Here is a 15,001-nt window from a genome sequence, read left to right as displayed (position 1 = left end):
GTGATTGCAACTTATAAAATAAATCAACAGTCGGTTAAACCGACCGTTGATATTAATATGTTCATTTAAATATTTTATCGTTTTCTGGCGATAAGCGTTGCGAAGTTTAATTTTATTCTATTACCATTTTCATCTGTTTTATGAAGATGCCCAGGATTTTCATTATACTTAATCATTTCCCAATCAGCATAATAACTCTCCAATTCTCTTGGTTTTAAGAAACATTTAAATGGTAGTAATGAATATGGTGCAGAATCTGTTTCAATCGGGCAAACAATCAAATTAATCCCACCTTCATTTGTCTGTTTCTGCATATTGTGAATAATATCAGCGATTTTTTCCCGTTGCAGGAACATCAGCACTACAGTTGAAATAATTAAATCGTATTTTTCTACAATATTGTGCAAGTTAATATCATAAACAGCTGTATAGATATTTTTAATCTGTTGTTTCTCTTTAATAGCATTAATTGCATCAATATGTTGCAGACTGATATCCACTGCTGTAACGTCATAACCTATTTCTGCCAGATAGAAAGCATTCCGGCCACGGCCGGATCCCAAATCCAATGTTTTACAAGGAGAAATAATATCTGCCAAATATCTGATCTCTGAGTGAGGCAATGACAAGTTATTTTGCTTATAAAACAGATATTGTGGTTCACATAGGAAAGAGAGCTGGCACTTAATATCATCACTCGCCCATTTTATTTTATGCCAGACCTCTGGCTGAATAATGGGAGGTTGCTTTTGCACATTAAAGTATGCCGTTTTTTCCTGATCACCATCGAAAATTACAAACTCCAGTTCACCTTCAAGGATCTCAAGACAAGCATACGTCCCCTCTTTGGTGTTATGTCTTTCAGTAAACATGTCAGGAATGGTGTTTTTTTGCCAGATTGGCATTCGCTTATAGCAAACAAAATCGCTCATAGGAATTCCCTGATAATAAGATTCATTTTAAATGCATCTTATAGTTGCATTCTGTCACTGTAAAGGCATAAAGTAACGGGAGTAAAATTTCGGCAGGTTCGCCGTAGCTATCCTTACGAAACAAAAGAAAAAATGATTAATTTTCTTTTTATTTGAGCAAACTCATTGATTGTCAGAAAACAGAATATAGTAAGATTTCATTGATAAAACTTCTCCGGCCTAAAGCCGGAGAAAAAGGTCAATCTTTATAACTGTATTGATAATGTCCGCCATAATAGAGGCCGGAGTTTTTTTCTACCGCGTTTAGCAATACGCCCTTAATATGAATGCCGTTTTGCTCAAATCGGCGAATAGCAACGTCAACTTCTTTAACTCGCGTTTTATAATAACGGGCAACTAACAATGAAGTTCCTGCATATCTCCCAATAATCGCAGCATCGGTTACGGCTAAAATAGGTGGGGTATCTATCAAGACATAATCATAATGCTCTTCTGCCCAAGATAACAACTCCTTGAATCTATTATGCATAAGCAACTCTGACGGATTAGGCGGAGTATCGCCCCGACTAACAAAATCAAGCTCAGTAAGATAAGTTCTGGTAATAACCTCTTTTAACTGATTCTGACCAGCCAGATATTCAGAAAGCCCCAAAGATTGAGGGCTTTCCAGCACCTTATGCAAATGGCCTCTTCTCATATCTGCGTCTATTAAAAGAACGCGTTTATTACCTAATGCCAATACTGCCGCAAGGTTCACCGAAATAAAAGATTTTCCCAATTCAGGAGCTGAACCAGAAAGAAGAATAACTTTATTCGCGGATTCCATCATTGAAAAATGCAGGGTTGTTCTAAGACTCCGCAATGCTTCAATAGCCAAATCAGTAGGATCATGAATAGCTAATAACCGCAATTTCTGACGATGAGTTCTCTTTTTCTGTTGCTGTTCAAGTTTAGCCTGGGTATCAGATAGTGGGATAGTTGCATAAACGGAAATCCCTATTTCTTCCAATTGTTCAGGGCTTTCAATCCCTTTACGGAACATTACCCTTAATAAAACGACTCCGACTGATAATATAAGCCCTAACATCGTCATAGCGGCAATGATCAATGACTTTTTCGGTTTTACAGCTGAACTTTCTACAACCGCTTCATCAATAATACGTACATTACCAACCGTCCCCGCTTTCAAAATGTTCAATTCCTGCTGTTTATTGAGTAACTGAACATAAATTTCTTGCCCAACCTGAACATCCCGGGTTAAACGTAAAATTTCTTGCTGTGTTTTAGGTAGCCGTTTGATTGACTGATTCAGCTCCTTTTTGGTGTCAACCAACGCCTTGCGCTTATCAAGCAACGCAACATAAGCAGGATGTTGTTTGGTATACAATTGCTGCAACTCAGCTTCTTTGAAAGTCAATTCATTGAGCTGTTTCTCAACCTGGACCAATGTCTCCAGAGCTGATTTTGCTTCAAGTGATAAATCGACAGATTCATTAGCCTGACGATACTGATTAAGTTCCTCCTCAGAACGATTGAGCGCCATTTTAACTTTAGGTAAATGATTCTTTAAGAAACCAAGACTACTCTCAGCCTCTTCTGTCTTTCTTGTCACATTCTGTTGCAAATAATTTTTACTGACACTATCAAGTATCAATTTGATTCTTTTACGGTCATTACCTTCTATTTCAAGCGAGATAATTCCGGTATTATTTCCTTTCTCCGTCACCCGTAAAGCTTGTTGTAGCGAGCGAATGGCATCCAACCGGGGCCGTTTAACCAATGTAAAACTTTGCCCTGGAGAAGCCAAGATATTTGAGATAAGCAAATTTATACCATCAGCATCAAGTACCTTGTTTACTTGCCCATGAAAAACCTGATCGTTAAACTCCAACCGATAATTTTCTGAATCATCAACATATATTTTTATCGCTTTGCCAATATACTCTGATGATACCGTAAAATTTTTAATAACAATGTCAAGCTTCGGCATACCTCGAAGACGGGCAATCCCCTTGCCTATCACAGGAAAATAGTCGGCTGTAACCAGAATATCCAGACTCAATTCCTTTACTGTCTTCCCTATTATCATTCTGGAAGATAATAGCTCCAATTCTGCTGATGTATCTGACTGTCTTCCAGACAGCATATCCGTCATGTCTCCGACTAAAGATAATGCACCACTTTTCTTTTCAACCTGCAATAAAGCATTCGCTTTGTATACAGGTGTAGCAATCAAGGAATAACCAAGACCAATAACCATGAATAAGAGAGTGATTCCGCCAATAGCCCAGCGATAATCGAATAAGGCACTAAGAAGACGGCCTAAATCAATTTCATCACTATCCGTATGTGTGTGATTTGATTTATCTGATGTAGTCATAAAAAGCCTATAATTACTTTATTAAGAAGTAATGAAAAATAAAAAACCCAGAATCAAAAAATACTTATAAGTTATAATTTACCTAACCAACCATTAGCACTCTTAAATAACAATTGATATACATATTCATAAACCTCAATATCGGATTTATAAGGGTCAGGAATCTCCATTTCACTTAACCAATGACCAAAAAGCATTGTTTTCCCTCTTACCCCTAGGTTTATCCGGTTTACCGCCTCAATATGTTTTTTTTCCATAACCAAAATCAGACTTGATTGCTGACATAATTCACTGGTTAGCTGACGTGCGGTATGCCCTTCCAAAGACAATCCATGTCTGGACGCAACCTTACTTGAAAGCTCATGAGCAGATTTTCCTGTCAAAGCCGATATTCCCGCAGAATAAATCTCTTTCTGGGGAAATAGCTGCCGCAATAAACGCTCCCCTGTTGGAGATCGACAAAGATTACCCACACACACAATCAAAATAGAATTAAACATTAATTAGGCCACGTACGAATCCATCGGGTTGTTTCAGTCAGGTTATTAATGCTTGATATCGTTGGCACCAGTTGACTGATAACCCGGTTCCAGCGAACAATTGGAGCACTAGTAACATAAACAATATCATAAGGTTGCAAATTAAACTCAGTTCCCAGAATTAACGCCGTTGCATCCTTGGCATTGAGCTGATAGACATTAGCTATTTTTCCATTATTATCAGGCACATTGCGCAATGACCGGATAACAAAAATTCCACTTGCATCGCTTGATAATTGATCCATACCTTCAGCGTTACCTAATGCTTCTGTCAAGGTCATACCACTGCGATCCATACGCAAAGTGCTCTGTTTTCTAACTTCCCCCATAACAAATACTTTCAAATCATCATTGCGAGGAATATATAAGATATCGCCAGAATAGAGCAGACGATTTTGCTTCAGATCACCATTTTGCATTAAATCCTGGAGAGAAATAATCGTCTCCTTTCCCTTATGAGTCAAAATAACCCTTTTCCAGTCAGCATTTTCAGTCAAGCCACCAGCATGGTTAATCGCATCAATAATAGTTAAAGGAACATTGGTGATAGGCTGTTGATCAGACTTGGCAACTTCGCCTGTTATATAGGCTTTTTGTGAACGAAAAGCAGCAATATTGACATCAATCTGAGGAGATTCGATATATTTTGATAACTTCTCTGTAATCAAAGTACGCACTTGAGTGACCGTTTTCCCTTTCACATGAAGTTTGCCAATATATGGATAAAAAATCGTTCCGTCAGAATGCACCCAGTTACCCGTATCACTGGCACTACGATACTGCCCCGCTGGTATTGTCAATTCAGGATGATCCCAGACAGTAACCATAATGACATCACCCACACCAATACGGTACTCATATTGCTGTAATTCTTTATCTAATTCAGGATTAGGGCGTGCAATAGCTGAATTTACTCGTAATTTTTCAATTAACCCTGGTGTTACCGGATAAACATTTACCAAATTATTAATATCATAGTTACTATCATTATCATTGATTATTTCTTTATTATAAACAGGAAGACTACTCCCAGGAGTAACAGTACAACCACCTAATAACATAGAGCCGGATGATGCCAGAACTATAATTAATTCCTTAATATTCATCAGAAATTTATCCTTAAAAAATAATAAATAAAAAAAATACATCAATTAGTATTAATTATAATCTCCCTAAGAAAACCAGATTATAATATAATAAGATATAATATAATATAAAAATTTTGCTTAAGTATCACAAGTCTCTATGTTACTGGTCATATCACTTTATAAAAATCAATAGAAATCAACTTAATACTTGAGATAAACTAAAACTATTAAATAAAATATAAACCAAGCAAATAATATTTTTATTAACTATTTAATTATAGAATGTATTTGATAAGGTATTATTGCAAATAGAAAGTAAGAACTACATCCCTCTGATGCAAGATAACAAGAACATTCATCAGAATTTATCGAAATTGAATGCATGATTGAGATTACATTAGAGGGAAAAATACACACCTGCTTGTGTCAAATCAGTGCTCACATAAGTGACCTTGTGATTTTATATGATGATGAAAGACTAAAAAATCAGCAAATAGATTTATCAAACAAGATAAATGATATAACACTAAAATTGGCTCCATCATAAACAATATCTCGGTGATATTGAATATTTTCGGACTAATAATTCAATTATTCACACTTTCAGATTGCTCTAATTTTCAACAGCACCACTTTGTACTTTTCACGATTATCTACTACTATCATTGATAGTTTTATATTAGAGACAGAAAACCTGAAAATTGAATATATTACCTAAAAATTTTATCAACTGAGGCTATCATGCAAAAATCAACCATCCTAAGAATAGCCAGACCAACCGACAATTTAAATCAGATTGCCTACATGTACTGCCAAGGTTTAGGGTTTATTATTTTAGCTCAATTCGAAAATCATGAAAACTTTGATGGCATCATATTAGGACATCCAGATCATCCCTGGCATCTCGAATTTACACATCATCATGGTACAACAGTAGGCAGAGCTCCCACACAAGATAATTTACTGGCCTTCTATATATCAGACCATTCAGCGTGGTTACATCAAATATCGTTAATGGAAACCGCTGGTTTTATCACTGTCCCTTCTTACAATCCATATTGGGATGTTAATGGTAAAACATTTGAAGATATTGATGGTTATCGGGTTGTGTTACAAAACACAGTATCCCCTGTTTAACTTTAAGCATACTTGCCTGATAACCAACCCGCACCTACTCTGCTTTACGTTGTGAAATAACATGATCAAAACTCAGCTATTGACACTGAGTTTTGATGTAGTCCTGCAAATATTTAGTTTGGTTCTCGTTCTCAACAATCATTCTTCGGAGATCGAAATAATCTTGTTCAGCTGCCGGGTTAAATCGTGGGGCTCCTGCATTGCCCATGCTGCCGGAGGAACCGGCTTCGCTTTGATTACAGGTTGCTGCGATACGCAACCGGCGGTGGCCAGCGGCAACATCACCACGAAGAGCATCAATTTCAGATTTGGCATTGGTAAGCTCCTTTATATATTGATCATCCAGTTCAGACAGGCGTTTTATCCTCTCCTGCTGACTGACAATTTCATTTTGTTGCTCCAGCAACTTGCTCTGTAGCTGGACTGTCGTATTAAGCTGTTTGGTGTACTTACCGTAATAATGATGAGCCACCAACGAGACAAGAACCAGGGCAACGAAGGTGTAACCGTGTGAGTTAAACTTCATCATATCGCCCTACAAAAGTGAAAAAGCTTTATCAATAACCTCGTTGTCATAGGGCTGACTCCCATTCTCTACGGTAATAATGGCCTTAATCAGTTTTGTCATAAATGCCTGATTAAACACATCAACAACCTGGTCGCAGGTAACACCGGTGTCTTTACATACACGATTTACATAACCTACGGTATTATTCTCATTAGGGGGAGCCCATCGGGAAATGATCCCTGTCACTGTTTTGAGACCATATTTCCGATGGTAATTATGCAAAATTTTAATCATTGCTCGAATACCATATTCAGGAGTGACAAACTGACAAAAAGCGTTATCGGTACGCTGCGATTCAGGAACCAAACCTTGCCAGTCATCACCCCAACGGATATTGCCGGGGTTATTGTTTCGAATGCCTCTGCTCATCATTTACTCCTTCTGCTTATTGCCTGTTTTGTTATTAACCACTTTTCTTAAGATCTGACCAAAATAGTCAGTGCCCAGATAACCAATAATGACACTACCGATGTAAGCCAAATCCGTGCTCATACCAAAGAAATCCAGCACATCACGAATAAACCAGGCAATCATGGCGCACATGATGGCATCCATAATTGTCGTCCAGAACTTACCTCCGTTATATCTACCCCTGAGATAAGCCATTGCAGCAGCCAGTGCCGCACCTATACCTTGCTCTTTGACTGACAGCAGCCATAACCATAGCTGCATCCAAATGTCAGGCTGTTTATCCATGTATTTCATCCTTTCTCCCATTGATACAATGGGAGTCCACAGGCTGCCGTGTAGCCTTAAATTTGAGTTAATAGGAATACTGCGAAATCAGTAGAATAAGAAAAGGCCACACATAGCGCAGCCTTAAATTTTGTAAGGTGATTACTTACATTTAGTATAATTCCGTGCTCATCAACAAACACCGGTTGTGTATCATTATGTATCAGGGAATAATAACAATTAACAAATATATCACTTATTAACGCATTAACCATTCCAATTAAATAAAACTTTCTCTGACAGCTATCAGAGATTTTTCTATAAAAATAAAAATTTATTTTTTAATTTTTCGACATTTCACCCTTAAATTAAAATTCAAGACTTATTACCACCTTGGATTTTATATTTTTGAGTAGTAATATGTTCACCATACACTTAAAATTCGGAATGTATTTCTAGATTATTATAATAATCTTATTTCTGCCTATCTGGGCCCTGGCATTTTACAATCTCCTAACATGGAAAAATGAATGCTCAGAGGGGAACTTTACATTCATAACATCACAGCCACCAATTTATGAGTTTATTTAATATTAAAATTAACTTACAACGGATAATAAACCATAATTCATGATAATTATGCACACCAGATAATAAATCTCTCAACGCAATTTGATTGACAAACCGTTTAGCTAACAATCTTTTTAAAGCAGGATCTTGTATCTTTTTTCTGTATAAAATAAAAAAACTTCCAACCTCTCTTATTGCATGACGATTAAGTGCTCTTCTTAACGAATTTTTACCTTTAATTTCTTTTGATATTTTAATAATTGAATCAACTACAGTAATATAACTATCAGCTCTATGATACAATTTTTTAATTTCTCTTGATCGAGTTATTGATTTCAGATTATGTCGATAACAATACAATAACTCCTCACAAAAACCGATTCTATTCGCTATAAGTGACAAATTAATTGTCCATAAAATATCCTCATGAAGGGTATTTTCTTTAAATTTTAATTGGTTGTTTATAATCAGCTCTTTTTTAATCAGTTGTAACCAAACAAAATGTGGCCATTCTCTACATTTAACGCAATATTCTATCCACTCTTCACCCATTAACACACGGCCATAAGGCTGTCTACGTGTTATTCTTTTATTTTCTTGTGAGAATGGATCTTCTGTAAAACTCACGCCATTACCAATTAACACATCTAATCTTTGTTCAACAGCTTGATCAAGCCATTTCCTTAATATTTGTGGTTTTAGCCAATCATCACTATCAATAAATAAGATCCACTCTCCTAGGGCATACTTTATGCCATAATTCCTGGCTATTGAAACACCACTATTCTCTTGATTGAAGATTCTTATTCTATTATCTCTTTTTTTATATTCTTTGATTGCCGTCAAGCTATTATCAGTTGAACCATCATTAATAATGATGACTTCAAAATTAATATTTTCTTGCGAAGATATTGAGTCTAGAAAATAGACTATATTATTTTCATCATTAAAAATAGGTATAATAATAGTAATATCAAACTGAAACATATTTAATCCTTCTAATGAGTTAATTACTTTTATTTTCATGATGAAAATGTCCCTTTTCCTCATTACTATTCGAAAACCATACAATATTTTAAGGGCCATTGGTAGATCAGATTAAACAATTTTACTGAAATAGTTAATAGTGAAGTATAATAATGAAAAGAAAAAAATAGAGAATTTACATGTTACTGTTTCATGTAATAATAGCCATAGCAATTCAATTTTATTAATCCAAGATAGATAAACCCGTAAATAAGATAGAGTAAATCTGGAATGATTAAACAGTCATACCTCTATCTGATGGACTCTACGGATCACATCGTTATCCACTATTAACGTTATTATCCTGGTCTTTCAGCATATCGGTTTTAGGTAAGAATATCTTATTTCCAGCCATCACTTTAATATGCATAAATACTCTGACACAAAAGAAATAAAAAATCACCCTCATCGTTTGTAATATAAATATTGGGATAAGAATATAAGAAAGCTGTCATGCTAGTCGGTAAACAATATCGTTCATTAATCGATTTTACAGATATTGCAATGCCAACTATGATATATTTTATTTAGCCGTGACTGGATAAAAAACACATTAATTTGAAGGTAAAAAAGTCAAGTATAGCAAAGCGATAGGAATAATCAGGAAACAACAGCGAAATACATTATCAGAAAGATTATCCAATCTTTAATATAAGAATAGTGATTCATGCAATGTATTATTGCATAGATATTTAAAATCAATTAAATCACATATTAGATAATATAAACAAGAAAATATCCTATAAAATTATTCAACATAAGATAATGTAAATTAAATAGCCCAAGATATTGGCTATTCAGGCTTATAAACATTCTGGATAACAAGGTAAAGGAGACAATTGCATTACAATTCTTTTTCCTGTCATGATTCGTTGTTGACTCTTTGCCTGTACCGCTCGTTTCCCATCCCAGCGCAGGCAGGTTCTTAAAAACAACTCATCATGGGAAAATTGTGGATTTAAACGCATAGAAAAAGTGAGAGGTAACATATCTAAGCGATAATTCATCTCACCCACTGTCAATACTTTTCCTTCAACAGCAGTAAGCAATGACAGCTCAACGTTTGCTGTTCTGGACAGAGAAATTGGCATGGTCACATCCCCTTCAATCAGTGGTGATGCTTCATTCTTGATTACCTCACTGACACACCCGGTAATCAGCAAACACAGCAATACCAGCCCTATTTTGGTCATAACAGACTAATTCTACGTTGTGATAACGGGGTGTACTGCCCATCCAGTAAGCGCTGTAATACTGTCTCATGTTCAGGCTCTATTACAAGGCCTCTACTCAGCACAGCAGAAAGCGGCTCATGAACGTTTTGCGGTACATGCCCAGGTATAACCCGGCGACCACAACAAAGATTATCATTCTCATCAGATACATTTGTTAAACGAATAGGCAATGAATTATCAATTTTCATACTCGCATTCCCAGAGATGTACTCAGTTGAGAGTCAGTTGGAAGTTGAGCCTGCAATAACTCCTGCCAAAACTCGGCATGATCCAACATACTCGAAAGGCTCTCCTCAAAAGTAGCCAGATTCAGCTGACTGGCTGACATTTGCCGATAAAGCTGCACCATCAGAGTTGACTCATCAAAACCAAAGTGAAGATCAAACTGATACCAATGACGATTAAAACTGGCTAATTGACGGAAAATTCCTTCCCCGACAGCAGTGATATCAGCAACATCTACCTGTAAAACGAGTTGGTCACGTTCAGGAATTAAGATTAAAGAGAGGTTAAGATGCTCGTCAAAACAGAGAGCAGCTACACCTTCATGATTTAACGCTAAATGTGGCAAGCCAAATTTGGCAGCAAATTCAGCCAAAACTTGGTTGATGATAACTATCACATCCATGGATTACTCCCGCAGAGAAGGAAATCAGGCAAACTTGAAGCTACCGTGCGGTTAAGCAAACGGGTTACTCCCGTAGAAAAGGGAGTTAGTTTACTACCATCATCTTTTATGCCTCTGTCACTCAGAGGCAGTTCTTTTAATAAAAAGGTCACTCCAGTGAGTGTAAACCAAGTGACAAATCATCAGTGAAGTGCTTTTTCTGTAACGCATTCTGCTCTATAAATTGTCCTGCGAAGATGACTATTTCAAGGAGATACTATCGTGAGATAAGTTCTCTTGGTCATCTTAGTTTTATACTAGTCTTGGTAAATCAAAGCCCTGACCAAAAAACCAAAGCGTTATTAACAAGTTGAGCGCCCTTTTCTGGGCGCTCATGCTTACAATATCAACGTTTATCGGCTACCAGAATTACACCACACCAGCCGCCGCACGCCATGCCTGATTATAGCCCTGAGAGAGTTGTTGCAAAAGTTGCAAGACATCTTTCATGAATTCGATATTCGATGATATCTGATCTTGAATCTTTTGTTTTTCACTCTGGGCAATAGACGCATCGACTTCGTGCTCTTTGGCTTTGGCCTGAGAAAACCCCTGTCTTACCTGCACTGCATTATTAGACATATCTCTTAAACCGTTCATCACCGAACTGGAGATCTGCTGCTTGCTGTTGCGATTATCAAAAACTAAGGTAAGAGATTTCAGAGCATTCTTATCAGCATTTTGCGCTTCATTCCATACTTTACTCATCGCTGCCCGATCCACATCGCTACTCTTACCCGACTGTTGCATCTTGATGTCGACTAATTTGTTACGGCCAGCAATATTACTGTCCAGCACCTTCTGCTGCTTAATCAACTGACTATTTTTAAAAGCAGAGAAGCCCCCCATCAACGCTGAACCAAACGCCATCACACCTGAAACAACAGCCATAGCAATCATCAGCGTGGCACCATGACGCATCTCATCCACTTGTGACTTCTGAGCATCAATAGTCGCTTTATTTTCAGTATCACGCTGCAAAATACCCAATTCACGCATCTTCTTGGCAATCTCAAAAAGTAGCGACAACATATCCAGTGTATTACTCAATTCTTGCTTGACATTACCTAACTGGCTAAGATCAAGGCTCTGCTTCGGTACAATCAAGTCAACTTTATCCATACGCCCAGCTTTTTCCAGCTGTTGGATAGCTGCTTCATGTATTGTTGTCACCGAACTTTTATCAGTCACAACATCAACACTGTTATTGACATTGATCACCTGATGACTACTGATATTATTAATAGTTCCCATCTTTTTACTCCCTAAATTTCATGCGGTCGGCTGGCAAGATTGTTCATCATGTCACCCCTGGCATTGAGCATCTTGAAAACCATTTCCATCACATGTTGGAAAGATTCCACCATCTGGGACAGCTCTTCTTTAAGCTTATCCATAACAGCCTGGAATGCCGTCAACTCACTACGTGAAAGTTGCACATCTGCTTGTCGATTAGTCGATTTAGCCTGGAACGCAGAATTGGCAGTTTGAGCAGCGCCATTTGCTAAATTAACGGCCACTTCACTCACCAGAATACCTACTTTCACGCTACGAGACATAGTATTAGCTGTATTAGCCGCTGTACCGGCAACTTTTGCCGAAAGCTCTGCCGCCTTTACTGCCATTTTAGCCGTCATTTCAGCCACTTTAGTGCCCATCTTAGCGCCCATTTTGGCTATCAAGCCAGCAGTTGAACCACCGAAACTGACTGCCACTGCTACCACCGCCATCGTAACCTCAATCGCAGTTATCACTGGCCCCAGCCACTTCATGGTTTCCTTGCTGATTAAACCGTCTTGAGCCGCTTGTTGCAGCCCCTGAGACACCACGCCCATTACCCCTCCGGCAATCAGCATAGCGCCTGCTACCGCACCGACCCCGGTAGCAACCATGACTGCCCCGATCACAATTGAAGCAATCGCACTGATCCAGCCGAAGATTTTGGAGAACAACCCGGATTTCTGTGCCTCTTTGGCAGCGTTTTCGGCGTCTTTAATCTTCTGCTGGTTTTCATCCATTTTCTGCAAGCTTTCCTGGCGCGCCCGCTGGATATCCTGGATCTTTAGATTCGTTTGAGTACGCTCAATATCGCTGGTCAGCTTACCCAACTCAATTTCGAATTCCGCTGGCGAGGAGAATGCCAGAGAAGCCAACCGCGAAGTTTCTTTCAATTCTACTGTCAGCTTTGTTGTCAGCCCTGCTGCCAACGCAGCTCCTTGCGTAACCGATGCGACCAGACTAGCTATTTTCCCTTGTTGCTGAACATCAAGACGAGTATTACTCACGGCTAATGGTGCCGGTAATGCCACTCCCCGTGTCGTGACTACATTAGGTTGTACATTACCCGCCTGACTAGGCGTAACATGATAATCCTTTTTAAAAGGTGTAGTCGTAGGGATATCACCAACTGGAGAACCGCCCCGTAGTGAATCATTTACGATCAGATTCATCTTCCTGAGTCCTTTTTATTGTGATGGCTTCTAACATTGCGCTAGAACTGGCAGCTAAAGCAGCCCGTTCCGGCAAAGCTGCCGCTAGCTGTTGAGCCGAGTAGAAGCCACTCTCGGCCCCATCAAGCTCTCCTAATTGCAGGAGGCATTCGGCAGCATGAAATGGAAAGCGAGGCTCATTAATATCAAGCATCGCTCCGTAGCTATAACTTTGGATCGCCTGTTCCAATTGTCCCATTGCCTGACGGCACGCACCCAATCCGAGGAAGAACCGGGAGTCATAATGATCCAACATGCATAAGGCTTGGAATATCTTATGCGCATCCTGCCATTTACCTGATTGGTACTGGTTAAACGCTAATGAATAAAGCTGCTCCAGCGTATCACTGGAGACATCCTTCAACATGGCAAGGGTACCGCCGTCATGAAGAAAGGACTCCAACTCTTGTGCATACTGGTCAGAAGTGGCAGATGTTTCTTGGTGCTCCATAATCATTCCTTAAATTGCGCCGAGAATATTGCTCATAACGCTGTCATATTTCTGGATAAAACGGTTTAACGCTTCAATAGAGGCGTTGTAACGAGAACTCACATCATTTAGACGTGTAGTTTTTTCCTGAACAGTATTGTTTAGTGGATTTACGCGATCATTGACCGAAGTAGAAAAGTTGGCCAGTTTGTTATTATCCTTATCATATTCATACGAGGTCGCCAGACCACTCATAGCTCCACTTTGCTTGTTGGGGCTTTCTAAAAAGTCCTTAATGGAGAGGTTCCGTGATCCATTAGATATCTTGATTAGCAACTTATATTCAGCACTCTTCTCAAAAATGGCCGGATCACTAAAACCATATTTCTTATAATCCAGTAAGTCGAAGGAACTAGTCTTATCAATCTCAAGCTTCCCATTAGCTGCTAATTTCGCATTAATCTCCGACTGAATAACACTGTAAACCTTTAGCTCCGCAGTCAATGCAGCCAACTCATCACGCAATTCGAGTCGTTTTTTATCATGACCTAACATGACAGAGGTAAATACTTCAATGACGTCATCATCAAGACGATCCGGCGTTAAATTAAAATGAACAGCAGCCAAGAAATCCCTTAATGCCCAGTCAGTTTTTAATGTCGGATTATTCAAGAAGGATTTAAGATTTTCGATCCCATTTTTTATTTGGCTATCGAAGTGACCACCCTTAACAACCGCATCCGCTGGCAGGAAATAGGCAATCAATTTTTTCAACAGCTCTTCATCGCCAGTAATAACCTTGCTCCCACCCGAATCATATTTCGCTTCAATCTTAATCCCCTTATCGAAAATAAGCTTAACCAAACTATCAAGCTCAGAAGATCCAGAACCTTGTAGTCTATCCAGCGAAACCTTATCCAGATCTGCTAAGAAAAGCTGTGGGTCATTTTGATATGGCCTAATTTCCATCTTTAAATCCTTATACAATAATGCCACGCATACGAGGTGGGCGACGGAGACGCTTTCCCTCTTCCAGAGAGTGAGGATGACTGCTTCGTAAGCGATTAACTTCTGTTAACAGCTCCTGCTCGGCATTCTGAACCAAAGAAGTATCAGCATGACCAAACAGCTCTGCTCCCACATTGGGATTGATGTCCAGAGACTGCCACATCTCTTGCAATAGTTTCAGCCTGTGATCACTGTCCCTAATAGCTGTTTCAGCAGCTTGCAGTACTTTGGCATTGGGTTCCTCTTGCATCAGTGAC

The 15,001-nt window shown here is 38.6% G+C and carries 17 protein-coding genes; 1 reads left to right on the top strand and 16 read right to left on the bottom strand.

Annotated features, from left to right (window positions below; genetic code table 11):
- Window positions 1-74 precede the first annotated feature (74 nt).
- The 4 genes from tehB to C5471_RS04765 form a co-directional block, all read right to left on the bottom strand.
- The gene (tehB, locus tag C5471_RS04780) at window positions 75-932 is read right to left on the bottom strand and encodes an SAM-dependent methyltransferase TehB (protein ID WP_133815337.1); all 858 of its coding nucleotides are present in this window, start codon (window positions 930-932) and stop codon (window positions 75-77) included.
- 238 nt (window positions 933-1,170) lie between these two features.
- Window positions 1,171-3,312 (bottom strand): polysaccharide biosynthesis tyrosine autokinase, encoded by a 2,142-nt coding sequence (locus C5471_RS04775; RefSeq protein ID WP_133815336.1) that lies wholly within the window; start codon window positions 3,310-3,312, stop codon window positions 1,171-1,173.
- A 71-nt stretch (window positions 3,313-3,383) separates the two neighbouring features.
- A complete protein-coding gene (locus C5471_RS04770) occupies window positions 3,384-3,812 on the bottom strand; it encodes an arsenate reductase/protein-tyrosine-phosphatase family protein (RefSeq protein WP_133815335.1) in 429 nt (142 codons plus the stop codon).
- Window positions 3,812-4,957, bottom strand: coding sequence for a polysaccharide export protein (locus C5471_RS04765; protein WP_133815334.1), 1,146 nt, complete (start codon window positions 4,955-4,957; stop codon window positions 3,812-3,814). The genes C5471_RS04770 and C5471_RS04765 overlap by 1 nt, the downstream gene beginning before the upstream one ends.
- A 723-nt stretch (window positions 4,958-5,680) precedes the next feature.
- Between C5471_RS04765 and C5471_RS04760 the strand changes: the two genes are divergently transcribed.
- The gene (locus C5471_RS04760) at window positions 5,681-6,076 is read left to right on the top strand and encodes a VOC family protein (RefSeq protein WP_133815333.1); all 396 of its coding nucleotides are present in this window, start codon (window positions 5,681-5,683) and stop codon (window positions 6,074-6,076) included.
- A 76-nt stretch (window positions 6,077-6,152) separates the two neighbouring features.
- Here the strand turns inward: C5471_RS04760 and C5471_RS04755 are convergent, their stop codons facing one another.
- The 12 genes from C5471_RS04755 to C5471_RS04700 all read right to left on the bottom strand — a co-directional run bounded on the left by C5471_RS04755 (window position 6,153) and on the right by C5471_RS04700 (window position 14,994).
- Window positions 6,153-6,605 (bottom strand): lysis protein, encoded by a 453-nt coding sequence (locus tag C5471_RS04755; protein ID WP_242688567.1) that lies wholly within the window; start codon window positions 6,603-6,605, stop codon window positions 6,153-6,155.
- Window positions 6,606-6,611: 6 nt separating this feature from the next.
- Window positions 6,612-7,013 carry a structural protein gene (locus C5471_RS04750; protein WP_133815332.1) on the bottom strand — a complete coding sequence of 134 codons (402 nt, stop codon included), beginning with the start codon at window positions 7,011-7,013 and terminating at the stop codon, window positions 6,612-6,614.
- A gap of 3 nt (window positions 7,014-7,016) precedes the next feature.
- Window positions 7,017-7,349: a phage holin, lambda family gene (locus C5471_RS04745; RefSeq protein ID WP_046973759.1), complete on the bottom strand. Its 333-nt coding sequence runs from the start codon at window positions 7,347-7,349 to the stop codon at window positions 7,017-7,019.
- Between the two features lie 531 nt (window positions 7,350-7,880).
- The gene (locus C5471_RS04740; RefSeq protein WP_166295669.1) at window positions 7,881-8,915 is read right to left on the bottom strand and encodes a glycosyltransferase; all 1,035 of its coding nucleotides are present in this window, start codon (window positions 8,913-8,915) and stop codon (window positions 7,881-7,883) included.
- Window positions 8,916-9,718: 803 nt separating this feature from the next.
- Window positions 9,719-10,108: a YscW family type III secretion system pilotin gene (locus C5471_RS04735; RefSeq protein WP_133815330.1), complete on the bottom strand. Its 390-nt coding sequence runs from the start codon at window positions 10,106-10,108 to the stop codon at window positions 9,719-9,721.
- Entirely contained in the window at window positions 10,105-10,338 is a 234-nt protein-coding gene (locus C5471_RS04730) for a T3SS regulon translocated regulator ExsE family protein (RefSeq protein ID WP_133815329.1), read from the bottom strand. Before C5471_RS04730 ends, C5471_RS04735 begins: the two co-directional genes overlap by 4 nt.
- Window positions 10,335-10,778, bottom strand: coding sequence for a type III secretion system chaperone (locus tag C5471_RS04725; protein WP_133815328.1), 444 nt, complete (start codon window positions 10,776-10,778; stop codon window positions 10,335-10,337). The genes C5471_RS04730 and C5471_RS04725 overlap by 4 nt, the downstream gene beginning before the upstream one ends.
- Window positions 10,779-11,186: 408 nt before the next feature.
- Window positions 11,187-12,071, bottom strand: coding sequence for a YopD family type III secretion system translocon subunit (locus C5471_RS04720; protein WP_133815327.1), 885 nt, complete (start codon window positions 12,069-12,071; stop codon window positions 11,187-11,189).
- A gap of 11 nt (window positions 12,072-12,082) precedes the next feature.
- Window positions 12,083-13,267, bottom strand: a complete 1,185-nt coding sequence (gene sctE, locus C5471_RS04715) for a type III secretion system translocon subunit SseC family protein (RefSeq protein ID WP_133815326.1) — start codon at window positions 13,265-13,267, stop codon at window positions 12,083-12,085.
- Entirely contained in the window at window positions 13,248-13,757 is a 510-nt protein-coding gene (locus tag C5471_RS04710) for a SycD/LcrH family type III secretion system chaperone (RefSeq protein WP_133815325.1), read from the bottom strand. The genes sctE and C5471_RS04710 overlap by 20 nt, the downstream gene beginning before the upstream one ends.
- Window positions 13,758-13,766: 9 nt before the next feature.
- The gene (locus C5471_RS04705) at window positions 13,767-14,705 is read right to left on the bottom strand and encodes a virulence-associated V antigen (RefSeq protein ID WP_133815324.1); all 939 of its coding nucleotides are present in this window, start codon (window positions 14,703-14,705) and stop codon (window positions 13,767-13,769) included.
- A gap of 10 nt (window positions 14,706-14,715) precedes the next feature.
- A complete protein-coding gene (locus C5471_RS04700) occupies window positions 14,716-14,994 on the bottom strand; it encodes an LcrG family type III secretion system chaperone (protein ID WP_133815323.1) in 279 nt (92 codons plus the stop codon).
- Window positions 14,995-15,001: the final 7 nt, after the last annotated feature.

This window comes from Photorhabdus tasmaniensis (genome assembly GCF_011189505.1).
GTDB lineage: Bacteria > Pseudomonadota > Gammaproteobacteria > Enterobacterales > Enterobacteriaceae > Photorhabdus > Photorhabdus tasmaniensis.
Note: the sequence above shows the minus strand (reverse complement) of the source record. Positions and strands in the feature narration are given on the sequence as shown.